Genomic DNA, 17,957 nt, shown 5'->3' on the forward strand with positions numbered 1-17,957 from the left:
ACCGGAAAGGCCATAATCGCCACCGCCCGAAAGCTGCTCTCCATCATCTACGATACCCTCCGCAATGGATGGGTCTTCGACGACTTCACCCAGTTCCAGCGCAGAGAAAATCTCAGACCCGCTGGACAATCATCATAGGAGTAGTGCCCATGAAATCGAGTCATATGAAAAGGGCTGGTCTTCGCCATGCGCTGGCAACCGCCGCCGCAATCCTGTCGCTCACCGCGACCGTGCTCGTGCCCGCACCCGCTTATGCCCAGTTCGGCGGGATCGTCTACGATCCCTCGAACTACGCGCAGAACGTGCTCACCGCGGCGCGCTCGCTCGAGCAGATCAACAACCAGATCCGTGCATTGCAGAACCAGGCGACCTCGCTTGTTAACGAGGCGCGCAATCTCGCCACTCTGCCTACCAGCGTGCTGGCGCCGCTCCAGCAGCAGATCACGCAGACGCAAGCGCTGCTCGGGCAGGCCCAGCGGATGGCGTACAATGTGCAAGCCATCCAGACCGAGTTTGCGCGTCAGTACAAGTCGACGGACCTGACCGCATCGCAGCGCACGATGGTCGAAAGCGCGGAAGGCCGCTGGCAGAACAGCGTGTCCGCGTTCGAGGACGCACTCAAGGTCCAGGCCGGCGCGGTCGCCAACATCGAGGGCACGCGAAACGCGGTGAATGACCTCGTCACCGCGAGCCAGTCTGCGACCGGCGCGCTGCAGGCGGCCCAGGCCGGCAACCAGCTGCTCGCGGTCCAGTCGCAGCAACTCACCGATCTGATCGCCAGCGTCACCGCGATGGGGCGCGCCCAGACCCTCGACGCCGCGAGCAGCGCAGCCGCCAAGGCCCAGGCCCGCGAGCAACTGCGCCGGTTCCTCGCTCCCGGGCGCGGTTACGTGGCCACGTCTGTCCAGATGTTCCGGAACTGAGACGATGGACACCAAGCTCTTTGCGCGGATCGGAGCCGGAGCCTTCGTGGCCATCGCCCTGACCATGACCGCACTTCAGCTGCGCCAAGAGCCAGTCCGGACAGTGCCCAAAATCGAAACCGTCATCGACGGCGAAGGCGACCCGTTCGCCGCGATGCTGCGCGATTGCGCGGCGATGGGCGAAGAGGCGCTGGATGTTCCAGAATGCCGCGCGGCCTGGGCAGAGAAGCGGCGGCGCTTCCTGGGCGTCAAAGGCGAGACCAGCAGTCCAGTCGTAACTCAGAGCGCTAACGCTGCGATACCTGCAGGACCCCAACCAGCGAAGGGCCAATGACATGGGTGGCACCGGCGTCGTCGACCGCTTCCTTGACATCTTCTCGCGCTACATCGACAGCGGTTTTGGGCTGCTCCACGGCGAGGTCGCGTTCATCGCGACCACCCTGATCGTGATCGACGTGACACTGGCTGCCCTGTTCTGGAGCTGGGGTGAAGCTGATGATGTGATCGCGCGTCTCGTCAAGAAGACGCTCTTCGTGGGCATTTTCGCCTACATCATCGGCAACTGGAACAGCCTGGCCCGCATCATCTTCCAGAGCTTCGCCGGGCTCGGCCTCAAGGCCAGCGGGACCGGGTTCACAGCGACGGAACTGCTCCAGCCCGGCCGTGTCGCACAAGTCGGGCTCGATGCCGCCCGTCCACTGCTGGACTCGATCTCGGGTCTGATGGGCTACGTCAGCTTCTTCGAGAACTTTGTCCAGATCGTCATCCTTCTGGTCGCCTGGGCGATGGTCATCATCGCCTTCTTCATCCTGGCGATCCAGCTGTTCATCACCCTGATCGAGTTCAAGCTGACCACGCTATGCGGCTTCGTGCTGATCCCGTTCGGGCTATTCGGCAAGACCGCCTTCATGGCCGAACGCGTGCTTGGCAACGTGATCTCGTCCGGCATCAAGGTGCTGGTCCTCGCGGTGATCGTCGGCATCGGCTCGACCATCTTCACCGAATTCACGAGCGCGATCGGCGCAGAGCCGACAATCGAGGACGCGCTGTCGCTTGTGCTCGCCAGCCTCGCCCTGCTTGGCCTAGGCGTGTTCGGCCCCGGGATCGCCAACGGTATTGTCTCTGGCGGACCACAGCTTGGCGCAGGCGCTGCTGCTGGCACCGCACTGCTCGCCGGTGGCGCCGCTGCGGGCGCGGTTGCCGGTGGACGGATGGCCGGCGGTGCTGTCGCCAGTGCCGCATCCAAAGTTGCCCACGGCACCTCGCGTGCCACGGGCGGTGCGACCATGGCCTATGCACTCGGCTCTGCCGGTAAAACCGGAGCCGCTGCGGTGGCCACGGGTTTGGCTGCTGTCGGCGACGCCGCTGTCGGTGCCGCCACCTCGCCGCTGCGCAAGGCCGGCGATTCCATGCGCCAGTCATTTCGCGACGGCGGCCGCGCCGCGATCGTCAACACCGGCGGCGGCATATCGCCTTCGGGCACACCCGGCCCAAACACGCCGTCCGCCGCACCCGCCGAAGGCGATCAGGGCCAGCCCGCCTGGGCCAAGGCGATGAAGGACCGGCAGACGCTGACCCACAGCGCCACGCTCGCCGCTCACACGCTCAAGGCCGGCGACAGCCACGGCGGCGGCGCTTCCATCAACACTTCGGAAAAGGACTGACCCATGTTTCGACGACCCTCGATCCGCTACGGCAAGACCCCCGAGCCCGAGACGCCCTACCAGCGCGCCGCGCAGGTCTGGGATGACCGCATCGGATCGGCCCGCGTCCAGGCGCGCAGTTGGCGGCTCGCCTTCTTCGGTGCGCTCGGCCTCTCAACTTGCCTCACTGCCGGGATCATCTGGCAAGGTGCGCGCGGGTCGATCATTCCCTGGGTGGTTCAGGTCGACAAGCTGGGTGAAGCGCAGGCCGTAGCCCCTGCCGATCTCGGCTACACGCCCGCGGACCCGCAGGTCGCATTCCATCTGGCACGGTTCATCGAGCAAGTCCGCGCCGTCCCCGACGACCCGATCATCGTCCGCCAAAACTGGCTGCGCGCCTATGATTTTGTGACCGACAAGGGCGCGCTTGCGCTCAACGACTATGCCCGGACCAACGATCCCTTCGCCCTGATTGGGCGCGAACAGGTCGGCGTTGACGTGACCAGTGTGATCCGCGCCTCGCCAACCAGCTTCCGCGTGGCGTGGGTCGAGCGTCGCTACCGCGACGGTAGCCTTGCCGAGACAAGCCGCTGGACCGCGATACTGACCATCATCGTCCAGATTCCCCGCACGCCCGATGCCGTCCGCAAGAACCCGCTCGGCATCTTCGTCAACGCTATCAACTGGTCGAAGGAACTCGGATCATGATCAGCAATCGGGTCGTGGCACGCCGTTGCGTCGCCGCCACAATGCTCGCAGCCAGCACAGTGCTGGTTTGCCCTGCGCAGGCTCAGGAGCGCACGACGCACCAGCCTGCCGCGCCTGCGCTGTCCAATGCGGTGTCGCAGTCACCCCCTTTGCCCGGCGAGATCGTGGCCATCCCTGTGCCACTCCCGCTTCCCGGTCAGCTCCAATCTCTTCCGCGGCGCCTCCCACCCCACGCCGCGGGCCGCTCCCATCCGTCCCGGAGTAACCCCACTCTGCAGGACAGGGTGGGAGCGGCGATGGAGGCGGCACGGATCCAGCCCGAGCGCACCGGGTTCCTCAACGCGATCCAGGTCTTTCCCTATACCGAAGGCGCGCTTTACCAGGTCTACGCCAAGCCCGGGCAAGTGACCGACATCGCGCTGCAGGAAGGCGAGCAGCTTGTCGGTTCCGGGCCCGTCGCGTCTGGCGACACGGTGCGCTGGATGATCGGGGACACGATGAGCGGGGCTGATGCCAATGCGCGGGTCCATATCCTGGTCAAACCGGTGCGGCCCGACATCACGACCAACCTGGTGATCAACACCGACCGGCGCACCTACCATGTCGAACTACGCGCCAATCCGTCGATCTACATGGCGTCTGTCTCCTGGACCTATCCCCAGGATCAACTGATCGCACTGCGGGCGAGCCGTACCGAAGTAGAGCGCACCGCCCCGGTCGCGGCAGGCATGGACCTCTCACTGCTCAACTTCCGCTACGCGATCGACGGTGACAAGGCCGAGTGGCGTCCGCTCCGAGCCTTCGATGACGGCATCCGCGTGTACATCGAATTTCCCGAAGGTGCCGCGCAAGGCGAGCTCCCGCCGCTGTTCGTGATTGGAACGGGCGGCGATGCCGAACTCGTTAACTACCGTGTCTCCGGTCGCTACATGATCGTCGATCGCCTGTTCACCCAGGCCGAACTGCGGATCGGCGGACGCAAGGGGCAGAAAACCGTCCGGATCACCTCCAGCCGACGGGGGCGGGCATGACTGACCAAACTCAGACCCCGATCCAGACCCCGGCCGAGGGCGAGCCGGTGATAGACCCCGAAGCCGCCGTCAAACTGCGCGGGGATCCGCCGCGCGTCATGCGTCTCTCGCGCAAGGCCATCGGCATTGCCTCGGCTTGCGGGTGCGCCGTTGTCGGAGGTGCGCTCATCTACGCGCTGCAACCGCAGGGACAAAAGAACCCCGACGAGCTCTACAACACCGACGGCGTAACCGTCGCGGACAATCTTGCCGGCGCGCCGAAGGACTACGGGTCAGTGCCCAAGCTCGGTCCGCCGCTGCCCGGCGATCTCGGCAAACCGATCCTCGATGCCCAGCGGCGCGGTGACGTGGCCGCTTTGCCGCCAGCGGGTGTGGCGGCCGGTGCGCCGAACGCTGCGGCAACAGCAGCCGATGCCGCGCGCCAACGTGCGGACCAGGAGCGCGAATCGGCGCGCGCAAGCCGCCTATTCTTTGGTGGAGGGACCACTGCGAACAGTAGCGGCAATACCATTGCGGTTGCGCCCGTCGCCGGAGATCCGGCACAGCCTGCCGCTGCCTCTCAGGACGAAGCGGGCCGCAAGCAGGCCTTTCTCGAGCGGGCCAGCGATCGCCGGACTGTTTCGGGCGAACGCTTGAGCGAGCTTGCGTCACCGGCGATCCTGCAGGCAGGATCGGTCATCCCTGCGGCATTGATCACCGGCATCCGCTCGGACCTCCCGGGCCTGGTCACGGCGCAGGTCACCCAGAATGTCTATGACAGCCCTACCGGGCGAATGCTGCTGATTCCGCAAGGTTCGAGGCTGATCGGTGACTATGATGCCGATGTCACGTTCGGACAAAGCCGGGTGCTGCTGGCGTGGAACCGGTTGATCCTGCCCGACGGACGCTCGATTGTTCTCGAACGGCAACCGGGGGCAGACCCGCGCGGCTTTGCCGGTCTGCAGGACGGCACGGACTATCACTGGGTCGGTGTGCTCAAGGCAGCCCTTGTTTCCACCCTGCTGGGTGTCGGCTCGGAACTCGGGGCGGGCAGTGACAGCGACCTCTCGCGGTCAATCAGGCGCGGCACGCAGGACAGCGTCAACCGCGCCGGCGAACAGGTCGTGAGCCGCGAACTGGGCGTGCGGCCCACGCTCACGATTCGGCCCGGGGTCCCGGTTCGTGTGCTGGTGACCCGGGATCTGGTGCTGGGAGAAGGACAATGACGCGGCTCAAGCTTGCCGACCTGGCCGATGAGAAGCCCGTGAAACTGACTGTCGAAGTTTCGGCGCGACTGCACCGGGAGTTGACGGCCTATGCCACTGCGTTGAATGAAGGCGATCCCAACGGCGCGCCGCCACCGGAGCGGCTCATTCCGCCGATGATCGAGCGGTTTATCGCAACCGACCGGAGCTATGCCCGCACGCGCCGATCGCCCCCTCGCGTCTAGCGTCTCGATCACAGATGCGTTGGCAGCGGATGGAAATCAGGACGAACTTTTCAGCAAGGCCCGATACCCGGTTGTCGTCATTACCCGTGCCTCGCGGATCAGCCGAAACGTATGGCGTCGCTCTGACGACCCCTTCCATTCGGCTGCTCGGCCAAGATTCTGCCCCGGATAGATTGCCTGCATGGCCACATCACGCGCGCTGGTACCGGGCACCGCCGTGATATCGAGAATGCGCAGGAGCAGATCGAGCCTGTACCGCTGATACGAACTGGGTGTGTCTGCGCCAATGTTTGCCGGAGGTGCGACGCCATCGACATGGGCTCTTAGCCGAGCCAATGCGCGATACCGCGACCCAAGATGGCCATCGATCGGGATCATTGCCGTGAGACTGGTAAGCCCCGCACCGCGCACTATGGCGATGCGAAGGGTTCCATGAGGCGACAGTAGCGCCAGATATCGCATGGCCTTGCAGATGTGATCAGCAAACAAACCAGGCGCAGTCGCAAGTTGGCGCGCGTCTATTCCCTGCTGACCGACAAGAGCGGGGCCCAACACCACAGTGCCCGGATGCATTTCCGGGAGCCAGGACGCAGGCTGTTCATCGGTACTACGCGCTGGATCAAACGGAAAAGGCAAGGCCCCATTGTCGGGCCATCTCCTCATGTTCGAGCGACGGGCTGTGGGGAGATAGCGTGCGATATGCCGCTTGATAGAGCGGATTGCGGCGCAGGAATTCCTGGGCGTAGTCCGCATAATCCCATTGGCCCGTCGCATCCATTTGCCGCTCTCCGAAACGAGAGCCGAAGTTCGATGATTACCGACAAGCCGACTATTCCCAGGTCTGGGGAGGGGGCTCCCCAGAAGTGGGGATGGACTTTTCAAAACTCCCGATGTGACCTGGTGATTGGGAACAATGCCAGAAGCCGAGCACGACGGTTGTGCCGTCGCCAATGGTGAACGCTGATGGCATGAGGGCGAATGTGGTCGCCGTGCACTTTGATCGGAATCGGAGAAGTGGAATGCTCGCGGTTGGGCAGTTCTCTCCTTGGCACGGGCCGCTGCGCCGAGGAGCGTAAGTTCGTCCCAGATTAAGCCATAAAATAAGGGACTCTCGCACCGCACGATCCTCTCCTGGCAGAGGCGCCGCTGATGCTCCCGTGCCCGCCCCGGCGCACAGTGCAACCCGGCTGTGCCGGGTCCTCCGCTATGCTTCGGCCCTGCGGGTGCAATGCGCGCCTCTAGGGCGGGCGTGGGCATCATGCCGCCGCCCTCGCCATTCTGGCAAGAGTTCGTGTCGGTTGGATAAGACCCATGTTCTCATTTTATTTCAGCCGCTTCCTCGACCGGTTGCCCCTCGTCGGGCATTTGCGCCGGCGCCGTCGTTTGCACGCCATGCGTATCGCGCTGCATTCACTGCCCCAGTTTCATCAGACCGTGTTCCGGCTGATGCGCTTCGAGGGCCTGTCCAGCACTACGGCGGCGGAACAATTGGGTGTAAGCCTGCGCCAGATTGAAGACGCGCTCGCTGAGGTCCTCGTCGCGCTGGTCGAGGCCACTCGGCGGTGAACGGCGGCGCGTGGCTTCGGGCGCCAAGCCGCGAATCCAGAAGTCGCCAGCAACTCGTAGTGCACAGGTTGCGGCCAATCACACAGCAAAGGTGTCCTGAATGAATGGGAGTTGAAGAAGACCGTACCCGTGATCGACGGCTAAGGTGCCGCGCTGTGCGCCGCGGCAACGTCCTGCTCCAGAGCTGCAATCCGCTCCGAACACATTGCATGCACGACGCGGCCCAGTTCCTCGACCTGCGCGCCGAGCCAGGTCAGCTCTTCTTCACTGATCCGGTAGTGCTTGGAATAGCGTGCCTTGACGTAGGCTTCCTTCAATTTCTCGAACATTGCCCGCTGTTTGCGGTTGTCGCCAGGCCAGACGTAAGTCAGGCGCGCGTCGATCCGTTCGGCTTGCGTACGCAGGAACGCTAGATTGTGAACGTGTGGCGTATACAAACTAATTGTAAGCAAAACAGCGTGGTACAGTCTCTCAGTGGCTTGGTGCAGCATAAAGGCCGCGTCCTTGTTCCAGCCGCGCTTGAGGTCGTCGCCGAAATTGACGTGCGCACGCATGGCGCTCGGATACCACTCCTCAAAATACTCCTTCGCCATGTCCAGCGCTGCATGCGGCGTCTTCGGCTTTGGCTGGTGCAGTTCGGTATCGTCGCTCTCGTAAAGCGCGATTCCGTCCTTGGCGACATCCATGAAAAAGTACCGTCCGTGCGCCAGCCCGTCGTTGACTTCCTGCAGGGTGTGAACGATGAAATTGACCGGGGTCTTGAGCGATCCAGTGATGTCGTACTCGCGCATCAGCCGGTCATCGAGGCGGGTCCAGTACTTTACCCGGTCGGCCAGACGCTTGTCATTGACGATGATCAGCAGATCGTAGTCCGACTTGTACCCTTTGGCGGTGTGGGGCTCGTCGATCCAGCCCCCGCGCGCATATGAGCCGTAGAGGATTACCTTGAGGATCCGCCCGGCCTTCTTCCAGTCCTGCGCTGCAAGCCCGAGCGCGTCGTCGAATTCCTCGAACACAAGTTGCAATACGCGGGCAAGCTCGCGCTGCTTGTTCGCTGGCAGGTGGTCGAGATCGGTGCGCATGACCTGTGGATTCTAGCAGCAAATGACCGGCCAAGCCCAGCCTTTTGAACAGTGTAGGGGGGCAAATCCTGTGATCGGCAGAAACCATCGGTTGACCGCAATCTGACTGTCACACTTGTCCCTCGCTTTTATGGATCGGCGCGACCGGGTTATCGATGCGCATGTCCAGGCCCCCCGCTAAAGGCATCGGTCCATGCTCCAACCGCGCGGCTCCTGGCCCGGTCAACCTCCACCCAAGCCCTTCCGAAAATAGTTCCGTTAAACTCTAACAGGCGTCAACAGCGTCAAGCTGGTCGATTTCGTGCTGACCGGCCAGTGTCCGAAGGTTTCAGCCAAGCCGGTCAATGAAAGCCTGCTTGCGGGAGGCAAACATGGCTCTCATCGGCCCGGCTCTCAGGCCTAAATCGTAGTTTCGACCCGATCTTGCAGCATCGGCGCCATCCTGGTTGTTGAAGGATGGCGCGATCAGAACATTATCCCGGTAGTGGGGGCATACCAGGAACAGGGGAGGACCCTCGCGCTTTCCGGCGACCCTTGGTGTGAAGGAGGGCCCTCATTTCGAGCTCCGCCAGCCGCGAAAGATGTCCCGAAATCCAATTATGCCGTCAAAAAGCGCGGACAGGACCAGCGACTGCCGCGTATGCACATCGTACCTTTCACGCGCGAGCTTGAGATGCCGGTTGACCGTCTCCTGGCTGATACCAAGGATCGTTGCTGTGTCCTCGGCCGACTTGCCGCGTGCCGACCACAAGATACATTCGCGCTGCCGGTCGCTGATCACCGGCGCCTCGACCCGCTGCCTGCCGACCAGAATCGCGCGTGCCGCGCCCAGCGCCACAGCTCCGAGGATTTCTGCGGTAAACAGCATGGTACGCGGCAGGGGCGCGGTGTCGTTGACGACGAACGAGCACGAGCCGCTTCCCTCTCCTGGTATATGCCGGGGTGTAGTATAGCCGTCAGTGACACCGACCTCCCGGCCGATCGCGAGCATCTGGCGGTCGCCCGGCGTCATCGGGACGAGGTTTGCAAGGTTGCCCCATTCGAAACCTCTCATCGTCTTGTCGCAGGCACGGCGAACCGGGTCCTTGCCCGCCAGGTCGAACGAAACGTAAACTTTCGCCCACTCGGCGGGATAGTCGTGAAGCAGAACCGTTGCAGGTTCATGCTCGATTGTCCGTAAATCATAGGACACCGCGAAATGGTGAAACCCCATCGTTTCGCGGGCAGCGGCCATTGCGCCGTGTAGCGCACTCTCGGTGGATGATTCCAAAATGCCTTGGAGAAGTCCCTCAATATGGTGATGATACATCGCAGACCCATTGCGAATGCAGCGCACAAATCCAACCTGCGCGTTTACAGTCGTCCTGGTTGTCCCGGCTCCGGGTCTCCATCCCGGAACGTGGGCAATAGCATTACAAATTGAGCTCAAGAAAGTGGGGGGCGACGATCAGGGCGGCGCTCGGACACGAAGGCCGTGCTGGCATCTCACACCGTGAGTCTCAAGATTGTCGACCGTCACGAAGGCACGAAACCCTAACTCATGCCTGAAAGTCAACACAGAGAAAATCGGGGTTGAAGGCGTGGAGAATACCCTCGATCTGACGTGGCCGGAATGTTGATGTCGACGTGAATATAGGGTCTCATTGAGAAGTGGCCCGCGCTCCACTGAGAATTGACCCGACGACCTGATGATGTGCTGCCCCTCACCAGGGCAAGCTGTGGCAGCTCCTCGTCAGTCGGCCAGACCCAGTTCTAATGATGGTGGACTTCTTAGATCTCGGTCGTCGGACCCGCTGAAGCAAAGTATCACCCAGCGACCGGCTTCTGGGTCAGATCGCGCCGACGTTTTTGGCCTCAACCGATCCGGCGAGCGCACAAAAACAACTGTCTGACGCATCCTTCAGGACGAGCCTGCGCTTACAACCTGCTTACAATCCGCCAATAGGAAACGGATGTAAGCACAGCTCGACAGGCTTCTGTCGCACTAAGTCGTTGTTTCCACGTAGAAAACTTGGAGCGGGCGAAGGGATTCGAACCCTCGACCCCAACCTTGGCAAGGTTGTGCTCTACCCCTGAGCTACGCCCGCTCGTGCGTTTCTGGCCGGTGGGAAATGCCCCGTCCGGCTGGGGTGTTGGGGCCTCTAACGGCGACTCGGCATTAGCGCAACAGCAAAAATGCAGGTGGTGCGAACTCTTTGTGCAAATGCCCGATTCCCCTTGCCGAATGGCCTGCCATCACCACATTGTGGGGGAAATCCTGAACTGCACCTAGAAGCACCTACGCGCACCTAGATGCACCTGAACTTACCGGAGAAGCACTTTGGCCAGCATGGGGCTAAGCCTGGACGAACAGAAAGCGGTTGATCGCTTCCGCACCAACGTGGTCGAACCTTCGATGACCAAACTGGTCATTCTCGACTTCTGGGCAGAATGGTGCGGGCCGTGCAAAGCGCTCACGCCGGTGCTTGAAAAAGTGGCGGCGGAATATGCCGACAAGGGCGTCGTGCTCGCCAAGGTGAACGTCGACGAGGAGCAGTTCATCGCCGCGCAGTTCCAGGTGCGGTCGATCCCGACGGTCTATGCGATGTTTCAGGGTCAGCCAGTGGCCGATCTGACGCCCGCGCGCGGCGAGGCCCAGTTGAAGCAGTATATCGACCAGTTGCTGGCCAAGCTGCCGATCGAGGCTGGCGAGCCGGTGCAGGATGTCGCGCCGTTGCTGGCGATGGGCGAGGAAATTCTGGCTGAAGGCGACGGTGAGCGCGCGGCAGGCGTGTTTGCCCAGATCGTTGAAATCGCGCCGGACAATGCGCAGGCTCATGCAGGGCTGGTACGCGCGTTGATCGCTGCCGGGCACAAGGATGAGGCGCAGGCTGTGCTGGATTCGCTCGCGCCCGAGATCGCTGCCGATCCCGTGTTTGCGCAGGCGCGTTCAGCGCTGGCGCTGGCTGAGGATGCGCCCGAGGAAAGCGAACTGGCCGCATTGCGCGCTGCCGCCGCTGAGCGTCCGGCTGATATGGAAGCGCAACTGGCATTCGCCAACGCGCTTTATGCGGCTGGTGAGCGTGACGATGCGGCGGCCAAGCTGCTCGCCATGATCGCGGCAGATCGTGCCTGGAATGATGGCGCGGCCAAGGCCCGCCTGCTGCAGATATTCGAGGCAACAGGCCTTGAAGATCCTTGGGTTTCGGCCACGCGCCGCAAGCTTTCCACCGTGCTGTTCGGCTGAGCGCGATGAAGCCTGTGCGTCTGTCGATCTTCCCGTTGGCGGGCGCGGTGCTCTATCCGGGGCTGCAACTGCCGCTGCATATCTTCGAGCCGCGATACCGCGCGATGGTGAGCGATTCGCTGGCGCGGGACAGGCGCATCGCGATGATTCAGCCGCAATCGGCCGATGCGGGCGCGCCGCTGTTCACCATCGGATGCGTGGGCAAGATCGCCGATGTCGAGGCGATGGAAGACGGGCGCTACAACCTGATGCTGGAAGGCGTGGCGCGTTTCCGCGTGATCCGCGAACTGGAAGTGACCACGCCGTTCCGCCAGGTCGAAGCCGAGCTGCTGGCTGACGATATGAACGAAGCGCTGAGCGCGGTCGAGCGCGCCTCTTTCGAACGCGAATCGCGCAAGTTCGCCGATGCGCAGGGCTATGCGGTGGATTGGGATTCGGTCGGGCGGCTGGACGACATGTCGCTGATAAACGGCGTTTCGCAGATTGCCCCGTTCGATGCTGCGGCCAAGCAGGCGCTGCTTGAGGCCAATACGCTGACAGAGCGTTGCGAACTGCTGGTGCAACTCATGCAGTTCTTCGGCAAGCGTGACAACGACGATGGCGGAAGCGTCACACTGCAGTAGCTGCTTTCGCTGCATTCCCAGCCTTGGTTGACATCGCTGTCTGAACATGGCGAATGTCCGCTGACAACAGCGGTGGGGAAAGCGGAATGGTCTGGAAAAGCATGATTGCGCTGGCGGGCGGGGCGGCAATTTCATTGTCGGGCGCAGGGCACGCGGCAACCGCCGCCCCGTTTCAAATCCCAGCCGTGCTGCATGCCGACCAGCCCGGCCCGGTGCTTTCGCGCCACTTGCAGGGGCAGTTTGCCGAGCATCTGGGCGCAGGCGTCTACGATGGCATCTGGGTTGGCCCCGATAGCGCGATCCCCAACACGCGTGGCATCCGCAACGATGTGGCGGCTGCGCTGAAGGCGATCAAGGTGCCGGTGGTGCGCTGGCCCGGCGGTTGCTTTGCCGACATCTATCACTGGCGCGACGGGATTGGCGCTGCGGCCAAACGCCCGGTGCGCAAGAACGACTGGTGGAGCGGGCTGGAAAGCAACGCCTTTGGAACGCATGAATATTTCGATTTCGTCGAACAGATTGGTGCGGAGTCCTATGTAGCGATCAACATGGCGACATCGACGCCATCGGAAATGCGCGAGTGGATGGATTACATCACATCCAGCGCGAAGGATTCGATTGCCGATGAACGCCGCGCCAACGGGCGGCAGGAGCCGTGGAAGCTGGGCTTCGTGGGCATCGGCAATGAGGCGTGGGGCTGTGGCGGGGCGCAGACGCCCGAATATTTCGCCAACGAATACCGCCGCTTTGCCACGTTCATGCATCGCAACGGCTCCACCTTTCACATGCACAACGACAATGCGGCGCTGCGCGTGGCATCGGGGCCGAACAACGATGACGTGGCATGGATGGACACGGTGCTGAAAAGCGCCGCGCCGATGATGGATGCGATTTCGCTGCATTATTACACCGTGTTCGACGGCAAGTGGGAGAACCGCGACAAGGCGGGGGCCACCGGTTTCCCGGCAGATCACTGGAACCACATCCTGTATCAGGCATCGCGCATGGATGGCGTGCTGCGCATGCACGAGGCGGTGATGGATCGCCACGATCCGCAAAAGCGCATCGGCCTTTACGTGGACGAATGGGGCACGTGGTACGCGCCCGAAGCGGGGACGGAGCCGGGCTTCCTGCGCCAGCAGAACACGCTTCGTGATGCGCTGGTCACGGCGATGACGCTCAACATCTTTCACGCCCATGCCGATCGCGTGAAGATGGCCAATATCGCGCAGGCCGTGAACGTGCTGCAGGCAATGATCCTGACCGACGGCGCAAAGATGGCGCGCACGCCGACATACCATGTGTTTGCCATGTACACGCCGTTTCAGGATGCCACTGCGCTGCCGCTGGAGGTTTCTGCGCCCATGCTGAAATCCGGCGCAAACAGCTTTCCCGCGTTCTCCGCCAGCGCAGCGCGGGGCAAGGACGGACGCGTGCATGTGGCGGTGGCCAATGCCGATGCTGACCGCGGCTATCGCCTGTCAGTGAAGCTGGATGGCATTCGTGCAGGCAAAGTCAGCGGGCAGGTGCTGACGGCGGCACAGACCGACGCTCACAATGTGCCGGGTGCGGCAGAGCAAGTGCGCCCCGTGCGCTTTGATGGCGCAAAGCTGGTGGGCGGGGCGCTGGTGCTTGATATTCCTGAGAAATCGGTGGTCGTCGTGGCGCTGGATCAGAACTGAGCCTGAATTCCGTCGATCACGAACTGCGCGGCCAACGCGGCCAGCAGCACGCCGAGCAGGCGGGTGATGACCGCTTCCACTTGAGACCCAAGCGCCCGGATCAGCGGGCGGGCGGCGACGAGCGCGATGAAGCTCAGCACCATGACCACGCCCAGCGCGCTGAGGATGACCAGCGTTTCGGGCGTGCCATTGGCGCGCGAGGTGAGCAGCATGACCGAGGCGATTGACCCCGGCCCGGCCAGCATCGGCATGGCCATCGGGAAAACCGAGACGTCCTCTACCTGCGGCTGGGCGGTCCGGACTTTCTCTGCGCGTTCTTCACGCCTCTCGGTGCGCTTTTCGAACACCATGTCGAGCGCGATCAGGAACAGCATGATGCCGCCCGCGATGCGGAAACTGTCGAGTTCGATGTGCAGCGCGCCCAGCAGGTCTTCACCGAACAGCGCGAACACCAGCAGGATGCCAGTGGCGATCAGGCACGCGCGCAGGGCCATGCTGAACGCCTGCTTGGCGGTGGCATTGGCGGTGAGGCCGGCATAGATCGGGGCGCAGCCGGGCGGATCGATGACCACGAACAGCGTGATGAAGGCGGAGATGAACAGCTCCCACATGGCTCAGGCGCCCTTTCCGGGAAACACGCGGTCGAACACTTGCGTCATCGCGCCGTTCTTCCAAATCCAAGCTTTGTGGTGGCGGCTGCCATCGGGCAGGACAGTGGAGCGCCACGCCATGCTGCCATCGCGCGACTGCCCGGTCTTGCTGTCTGCGCCTGCGGGAGCGTCGCTGGCGGGGATCGGCCCGGCAAGTGGCAGCATGGGCGCGTCCTTGCCCTGTTCCTTGCGCTCGCGCTTGCTGCCGGGCTGGGGTGGCACATCGCCTGCTGGCCTGCGCCGCACCGGGCAATCGGCCACGGTGCCTTGCACCCAATCGAGTTCGGGCAAGGCCTTGGGCAGGGCAGTTCCATCGTCGAGCACCCACTTCCACGCCTGGTTGCCCTTGAACTGGCGTTCCCACACGGTGACGTATTCGCCGTTTCCGCCGCCGGGATAGCTTGCGCCGCCCACGGTCAGGCCTGCCGATCCATCGCAGGCGATCCACGCGGCGCGCGGTGCCCATTTGTAGGGTTCGGCGGGGTCTTTGCGGTCCTTGAGCAAAGTCTTGGCAAGCACGCGCTGGCCGTCGAACATTTCGGCGGTTTCGGCGGCTGTTTCGCGAAAAGCGGTCCATTGGCCCTTTTCGCGGGCGAGGCGGGCAAACGCGATGTCTGCGGCGATCAGCGCGCTGGGATTGGCATAGGCGCGCTGCGGGCGTCCGGGGCCGCCTTCACCCTCCGGCGGAGGGCCGGGCTGGGCGAGGAGCGGGGTGGTGCAGAGGAGGAATGCGAGGGGGATCAGGCGCTTCATTGGGCCTGTCTAGCCGATGGGTGCGGCGCTGCCCACCCCGCTTACCCTTCCTTCGTCATTCCCGCGCAGGCGGGAATCCAGACCTTGCCAAAGACACGTCGTCGCTTTGCGACGGCTCTTGTGTCGCTGGATTCCCGCCTGCGCGGGAATGACGAGTCGTGGGTTCCGCCTCAAACCGCGTCAGCAGCCAGCACCAGCCCGGCATTGCGATAGGCCGCGACCAGCGTATTGCGCAGCAGCACCGCGATGGTCATGGGGCCAACGCCGCCCGGCACCGGGGTGATGGCCGACGCCACGGCGGCAGCCGACGCATAGTCCACATCGCCCACCAGCCTGGTCTTGCCTGCCTCTGCGCCGGGAACGCGGTTGATGCCCACGTCGATCACGGTCGCGCCGGGCTTGATCCAGTCACCCTTGACCATTTCAGGGCGGCCCACGGCGGCCACGACGATGTCGGCGCGGCGCACGACGTCGGCCAGATCCTTGGTGCGGCTGTGTGCGACGGTGACGGTGCAGCTTTCGGAGATCAGCAATTGCGCCATCGGCTTGCCCACGATGTTCGAACGCCCAATCACCACGGCATCAAGCCCCGACAGATCGCCCAGACGGTCCTTCAGCAGCATCAGGCAGCCCAGCGGGGTGCAGGGCACGAAGCCCGGCTGGCCCACGGCAAGGCGGCCCGCGTTGGTCACGTGGAAGCCGTCGACGTCCTTGTCAGGATTGATCGCGGCGATGACTTTCTGTTCGTCGATATGCTTTGGCAGCGGCAACTGGACGAGGATGCCGTCCACCGCCACATCGGCGTTCAGCGCTTCGACCACGGCCAGCAGATCAGCCTCGGACGTATCGGCAGGCAGCTTGTGCTCGAAGCTGTTCATGCCTGCTTCGAGTGTGCTCTTGCCCTTGGAGCGGACATAGACCTGGCTGGCCGGATCTTCGCCCACGAGGACGACAGCAAGGCCCGCCTTGCGGCCCGCCTTGGCTTCGAACGCGGTGGCGAGTTCGCCCACGCGAGCGCGCAGGGTGGCCGCGAAGGCCTTTCCGTCGATAATTGCAGCAGTCATGGGAATGTCCGTAGATTCAGATGCCCGCCGTGGACGCGGCAATGCCGCTCAGCAGGATCATCAGCAGGTTGAGCCCGATGATCAGCACCATCGGCGAAAAATCGATCGCGCCGGTATCGGGCATGATCTTGCGGATCGGGCGCAACATGGGTTCGAGAATTGCGTTCAGCGCTTTCCAGATCGCCGCGACTGCATTGTTGTGCATGTTCACGACGTTGAACGAGATCAGCAGGCCGAGCACGAACTGGACGATCACCACAATGACGATGATGTTGACGAGATAATTGATCATCGAGATCAGCGTGTAGAGCATCATTGGCGCGTTTCCCTATCGGCTGAAAGGCAGCTTGAACCTGCTCCTAGCCGACCCTCTCCCGGTGCCACAAGTGCCCCTTCGCTGCGCGATGGCAACGATGGGTGCAGTCTGTATGTGTTGCATACGAATTTGGCAAGGTTTCAGGGCGTGAGCGTGGTGCTTTCGATGTGCCAGCGCAATTGCTCCGGCGATGCGCCGTCCACGTCATTGACCCGGCGCATCGTGACCTCGCCCTTGATGGTGCGCGGGCCATCCACGATCGTGACGGGCGCTGTGAAATAGAGCGAACCTGCGCCGCCTTCCTGCTCGCCTTTGCCGACGGTCACGACCGGGGCGAGGAGCGAACTCCACTTGGTGCCAAAGGCGCGCTCTTCCATGCCGCTGGCCTTGCCGTAATCGCCCCAGAAACCGCGCACGGCCTGCCAGTCGCGCGCTTCGATGGCGTCGGCGAAGGCCTGCATCGCCTGCACAGGATCGCGGGTTTGCGAAGGCTCGCCCGGTGTGACCATGGGCAGCGGTTCGGTCGGTGTCAGTTCCGGCACGGGCGTGGCGGGTGAAAGCGCAGCGGCGTCCGTCGCGTCCGGCGAGGGCGAGGCGGGGCCTTTCTGGCAACCGCCAAGGTTGAAGACGAGCGCCGAAGCGGCAGCGAAAGCAAGCGCGATGCGGGTCATGCCGCCACAGCGTGTGAACTCGCGCGTTGTTCCCCTTAGGCGCGGATGAGCGTGCCCGCGCCCTGCGCTGTGAAGATTTCCAGCAGCATCGCGTGGGGCACGCGGCCATCCAGCACAACGGCTGCCTCGCAACCGGCCTCGACCGCGTGGACGCAGGTTTCCAGCTTGGGGATCATGCCGCCGCTGATCGTGCCGTCTTCGGCCAGCCGCGCAATGTCTGCCGGGCGCAGGTCAGTCAGCAGGTTCTTGTCCTTGTCGAGCACGCCCGGAACGTCGGTCAGCAGGAACATGCGCGCGGCACCCAGCGCTGCGGCGATAGCCCCGGCCATCGTATCGGCATTGATGTTGTAGGTCTCGCCATCCTCGCCCACGCCGATGGGGGCGATCACCGGGATCATCCCGGCGTTGACGATGGTGTCGATCACCGTGGTATCGATCCGCGCCGGTTCACCCACAAAGCCGAGGTCCACGACCAGTGCTTCGCCATCGTCGCCCGCAATGGCTTTTGGAGCCTTTTTCGACTGGACCTTGCGGGCGATGACCATGCCGCCGTCCTTGCCCGAAATGCCGATGGCCTTGCCGCCTGCCTT

General features: G+C 63.3%; 21 protein-coding genes and 1 tRNA gene. 11 read left to right on the forward strand and 11 right to left on the reverse strand.

Annotated features, from left to right (window positions below):
- The first annotated feature begins 149 nt into the window (after nt 1–149).
- Genes trbJ through Q8R81_RS09730 form a run of 7 tightly spaced genes read left to right on the forward strand, consistent with a single transcriptional unit; the run spans nt 150 to nt 5,734 of the window.
- Complete coding sequence (gene trbJ / locus Q8R81_RS09700) at nt 150–923, forward strand: P-type conjugative transfer protein TrbJ (protein ID WP_305617283.1); 774 nt, start codon at nt 150–152, stop codon at nt 921–923.
- A gap of 4 nt (nt 924–927) precedes the next feature.
- A complete protein-coding gene (gene trbK-alt, locus Q8R81_RS09705) occupies nt 928–1,257 on the forward strand; it encodes a putative entry exclusion protein TrbK-alt (RefSeq protein ID WP_305617284.1) in 330 nt (109 codons plus the stop codon).
- Nucleotide 1,258: 1 nt separating this feature from the next.
- Nucleotides 1,259–2,587, forward strand: a complete 1,329-nt coding sequence (gene trbL / locus Q8R81_RS09710; protein ID WP_305617286.1) for a P-type conjugative transfer protein TrbL — start codon at nt 1,259–1,261, stop codon at nt 2,585–2,587.
- 3 nt (nt 2,588–2,590) lie between these two features.
- The gene (trbF, locus tag Q8R81_RS09715; protein ID WP_305617288.1) at nt 2,591–3,274 is read left to right on the forward strand and encodes a conjugal transfer protein TrbF; all 684 of its coding nucleotides are present in this window, start codon (nt 2,591–2,593) and stop codon (nt 3,272–3,274) included.
- Nucleotides 3,271–4,305, forward strand: coding sequence for a P-type conjugative transfer protein TrbG (gene trbG / locus Q8R81_RS09720; protein WP_305617289.1), 1,035 nt, complete (start codon nt 3,271–3,273; stop codon nt 4,303–4,305). Before trbF ends, trbG begins: the two co-directional genes overlap by 4 nt.
- Nucleotides 4,302–5,510 (forward strand): TrbI/VirB10 family protein, encoded by a 1,209-nt coding sequence (locus tag Q8R81_RS09725; RefSeq protein ID WP_305617291.1) that lies wholly within the window; start codon nt 4,302–4,304, stop codon nt 5,508–5,510. The genes trbG and Q8R81_RS09725 overlap by 4 nt, the downstream gene beginning before the upstream one ends.
- Nucleotides 5,507–5,734 carry a DUF2274 domain-containing protein gene (locus Q8R81_RS09730; protein WP_305617292.1) on the forward strand — a complete coding sequence of 76 codons (228 nt, stop codon included), beginning with the start codon at nt 5,507–5,509 and terminating at the stop codon, nt 5,732–5,734. The genes Q8R81_RS09725 and Q8R81_RS09730 overlap by 4 nt, the downstream gene beginning before the upstream one ends.
- A gap of 36 nt (nt 5,735–5,770) precedes the next feature.
- On the opposite strand, the gene Q8R81_RS09735 is transcribed toward Q8R81_RS09730, so the two are convergent.
- Nucleotides 5,771–6,112, reverse strand: coding sequence for a DNA -binding domain-containing protein (locus tag Q8R81_RS09735; protein WP_305617294.1), 342 nt, complete (start codon nt 6,110–6,112; stop codon nt 5,771–5,773).
- Between the two features lie 241 nt (nt 6,113–6,353).
- Nucleotides 6,354–6,512 (reverse strand): transcriptional regulator domain-containing protein, encoded by a 159-nt coding sequence (locus Q8R81_RS09740; RefSeq protein WP_305617296.1) that lies wholly within the window; start codon nt 6,510–6,512, stop codon nt 6,354–6,356.
- A gap of 533 nt (nt 6,513–7,045) precedes the next feature.
- On the opposite strand from Q8R81_RS09740, the gene Q8R81_RS09745 reads away from it, so the two are divergent.
- Nucleotides 7,046–7,300 carry a hypothetical protein gene (locus tag Q8R81_RS09745; RefSeq protein ID WP_305617297.1) on the forward strand — a complete coding sequence of 85 codons (255 nt, stop codon included), beginning with the start codon at nt 7,046–7,048 and terminating at the stop codon, nt 7,298–7,300.
- A 140-nt stretch (nt 7,301–7,440) separates the two neighbouring features.
- Here the strand turns inward: Q8R81_RS09745 and Q8R81_RS09750 are convergent, their stop codons facing one another.
- The 3 genes from Q8R81_RS09750 to Q8R81_RS09760 form a co-directional block, all read right to left on the reverse strand.
- Nucleotides 7,441–8,382, reverse strand: a complete 942-nt coding sequence (locus tag Q8R81_RS09750; RefSeq protein ID WP_305617298.1) for a HEPN domain-containing protein — start codon at nt 8,380–8,382, stop codon at nt 7,441–7,443.
- A gap of 553 nt (nt 8,383–8,935) precedes the next feature.
- Nucleotides 8,936–9,691, reverse strand: coding sequence for a LuxR family transcriptional regulator (locus tag Q8R81_RS09755; RefSeq protein ID WP_305617300.1), 756 nt, complete (start codon nt 9,689–9,691; stop codon nt 8,936–8,938).
- A 703-nt stretch (nt 9,692–10,394) separates the two neighbouring features.
- A tRNA-Gly gene (locus Q8R81_RS09760) sits at nt 10,395–10,469 on the reverse strand.
- Between the two features lie 242 nt (nt 10,470–10,711).
- On the opposite strand from Q8R81_RS09760, the gene Q8R81_RS09765 reads away from it, so the two are divergent.
- The 3 genes from Q8R81_RS09765 to Q8R81_RS09775 are packed head-to-tail and all read left to right on the forward strand — an operon-like array spanning nt 10,712 to nt 13,913.
- Nucleotides 10,712–11,608, forward strand: coding sequence for a tetratricopeptide repeat protein (locus tag Q8R81_RS09765; RefSeq protein ID WP_305617302.1), 897 nt, complete (start codon nt 10,712–10,714; stop codon nt 11,606–11,608).
- A 5-nt stretch (nt 11,609–11,613) separates the two neighbouring features.
- On the forward strand, nt 11,614–12,231 hold the full coding sequence (locus Q8R81_RS09770) for an LON peptidase substrate-binding domain-containing protein (protein ID WP_305617303.1): 618 nt from the start codon (nt 11,614–11,616) through the stop codon (nt 12,229–12,231).
- A 53-nt stretch (nt 12,232–12,284) separates the two neighbouring features.
- On the forward strand, nt 12,285–13,913 hold the full coding sequence (locus Q8R81_RS09775) for an alpha-N-arabinofuranosidase (protein WP_305617304.1): 1,629 nt from the start codon (nt 12,285–12,287) through the stop codon (nt 13,911–13,913).
- On the opposite strand, the gene Q8R81_RS09780 is transcribed toward Q8R81_RS09775, so the two are convergent.
- The 6 genes from Q8R81_RS09780 to argB form a co-directional block, all read right to left on the reverse strand.
- On the reverse strand, nt 13,904–14,524 hold the full coding sequence (locus Q8R81_RS09780) for a MarC family protein (RefSeq protein ID WP_305617306.1): 621 nt from the start codon (nt 14,522–14,524) through the stop codon (nt 13,904–13,906). The two genes, Q8R81_RS09775 and Q8R81_RS09780, sit on opposite strands and share 10 nt — an antisense overlap.
- Nucleotides 14,525–14,527: 3 nt before the next feature.
- Nucleotides 14,528–15,316 carry a hypothetical protein gene (locus Q8R81_RS09785; protein WP_305617308.1) on the reverse strand — a complete coding sequence of 263 codons (789 nt, stop codon included), beginning with the start codon at nt 15,314–15,316 and terminating at the stop codon, nt 14,528–14,530.
- A 170-nt stretch (nt 15,317–15,486) separates the two neighbouring features.
- Nucleotides 15,487–16,380, reverse strand: coding sequence for a bifunctional methylenetetrahydrofolate dehydrogenase/methenyltetrahydrofolate cyclohydrolase FolD (gene folD, locus Q8R81_RS09790; protein WP_305617309.1), 894 nt, complete (start codon nt 16,378–16,380; stop codon nt 15,487–15,489).
- 16 nt (nt 16,381–16,396) lie between these two features.
- The gene (locus Q8R81_RS09795) at nt 16,397–16,696 is read right to left on the reverse strand and encodes a YggT family protein (RefSeq protein WP_305617311.1); all 300 of its coding nucleotides are present in this window, start codon (nt 16,694–16,696) and stop codon (nt 16,397–16,399) included.
- A 140-nt stretch (nt 16,697–16,836) separates the two neighbouring features.
- Entirely contained in the window at nt 16,837–17,367 is a 531-nt protein-coding gene (locus Q8R81_RS09800; RefSeq protein WP_305617313.1) for a hypothetical protein, read from the reverse strand.
- Between the two features lie 35 nt (nt 17,368–17,402).
- Nucleotides 17,403–17,957 (reverse strand): acetylglutamate kinase (gene argB, locus Q8R81_RS09805; protein WP_305617315.1); only part of this gene is annotated, 555 nt, incomplete at its 5' end.

Source organism: Novosphingobium sp. (assembly GCF_030696665.1).
Lineage (GTDB): Bacteria > Pseudomonadota > Alphaproteobacteria > Sphingomonadales > Sphingomonadaceae > Novosphingobium.

Excerpts from the sequence above, each read along its gene's own strand:
- Q8R81_RS09765 (WP_305617302.1), top strand. The coding sequence starts at position 10,712 with ATGGGGCTAAGCCTGGACGAACAGAAAGCGGTTGATCGCTTCCGCACC.
- trbL (WP_305617286.1), top strand. The coding sequence starts at position 1,259 with ATGGGTGGCACCGGCGTCGTCGACCGCTTCCTTGACATCTTCTCGCGC.
- Q8R81_RS09755 (WP_305617300.1), bottom strand. The coding sequence starts at position 9,691 with ATGTATCATCACCATATTGAGGGACTTCTCCAAGGCATTTTGGAATCA.
- Q8R81_RS09745 (WP_305617297.1), top strand. The coding sequence starts at position 7,046 with ATGTTCTCATTTTATTTCAGCCGCTTCCTCGACCGGTTGCCCCTCGTC.
- Q8R81_RS09780 (WP_305617306.1), bottom strand. The coding sequence starts at position 14,524 with ATGTGGGAGCTGTTCATCTCCGCCTTCATCACGCTGTTCGTGGTCATC.
- trbK-alt (WP_305617284.1), top strand. The coding sequence starts at position 928 with ATGGACACCAAGCTCTTTGCGCGGATCGGAGCCGGAGCCTTCGTGGCC.
- Q8R81_RS09725 (WP_305617291.1), top strand. The coding sequence starts at position 4,302 with ATGACTGACCAAACTCAGACCCCGATCCAGACCCCGGCCGAGGGCGAG.
- Q8R81_RS09775 (WP_305617304.1), top strand. The coding sequence starts at position 12,285 with ATGTCCGCTGACAACAGCGGTGGGGAAAGCGGAATGGTCTGGAAAAGC.
- Q8R81_RS09740 (WP_305617296.1), bottom strand. The coding sequence starts at position 6,512 with ATGGATGCGACGGGCCAATGGGATTATGCGGACTACGCCCAGGAATTC.
- Q8R81_RS09795 (WP_305617311.1), bottom strand. The coding sequence starts at position 16,696 with ATGATGCTCTACACGCTGATCTCGATGATCAATTATCTCGTCAACATC.
- folD (WP_305617309.1), bottom strand. The coding sequence starts at position 16,380 with ATGACTGCTGCAATTATCGACGGAAAGGCCTTCGCGGCCACCCTGCGC.
- Q8R81_RS09785 (WP_305617308.1), bottom strand. The coding sequence starts at position 15,316 with ATGAAGCGCCTGATCCCCCTCGCATTCCTCCTCTGCACCACCCCGCTC.
- trbG (WP_305617289.1), top strand. The coding sequence starts at position 3,271 with ATGATCAGCAATCGGGTCGTGGCACGCCGTTGCGTCGCCGCCACAATG.
- Q8R81_RS09770 (WP_305617303.1), top strand. The coding sequence starts at position 11,614 with ATGAAGCCTGTGCGTCTGTCGATCTTCCCGTTGGCGGGCGCGGTGCTC.
- trbF (WP_305617288.1), top strand. The coding sequence starts at position 2,591 with ATGTTTCGACGACCCTCGATCCGCTACGGCAAGACCCCCGAGCCCGAG.
- Q8R81_RS09800 (WP_305617313.1), bottom strand. The coding sequence starts at position 17,367 with ATGACCCGCATCGCGCTTGCTTTCGCTGCCGCTTCGGCGCTCGTCTTC.
- Q8R81_RS09750 (WP_305617298.1), bottom strand. The coding sequence starts at position 8,382 with ATGCGCACCGATCTCGACCACCTGCCAGCGAACAAGCAGCGCGAGCTT.
- Q8R81_RS09730 (WP_305617292.1), top strand. The coding sequence starts at position 5,507 with ATGACGCGGCTCAAGCTTGCCGACCTGGCCGATGAGAAGCCCGTGAAA.
- trbJ (WP_305617283.1), top strand. The coding sequence starts at position 150 with ATGAAATCGAGTCATATGAAAAGGGCTGGTCTTCGCCATGCGCTGGCA.
- Q8R81_RS09735 (WP_305617294.1), bottom strand. The coding sequence starts at position 6,112 with ATGATCCCGATCGATGGCCATCTTGGGTCGCGGTATCGCGCATTGGCT.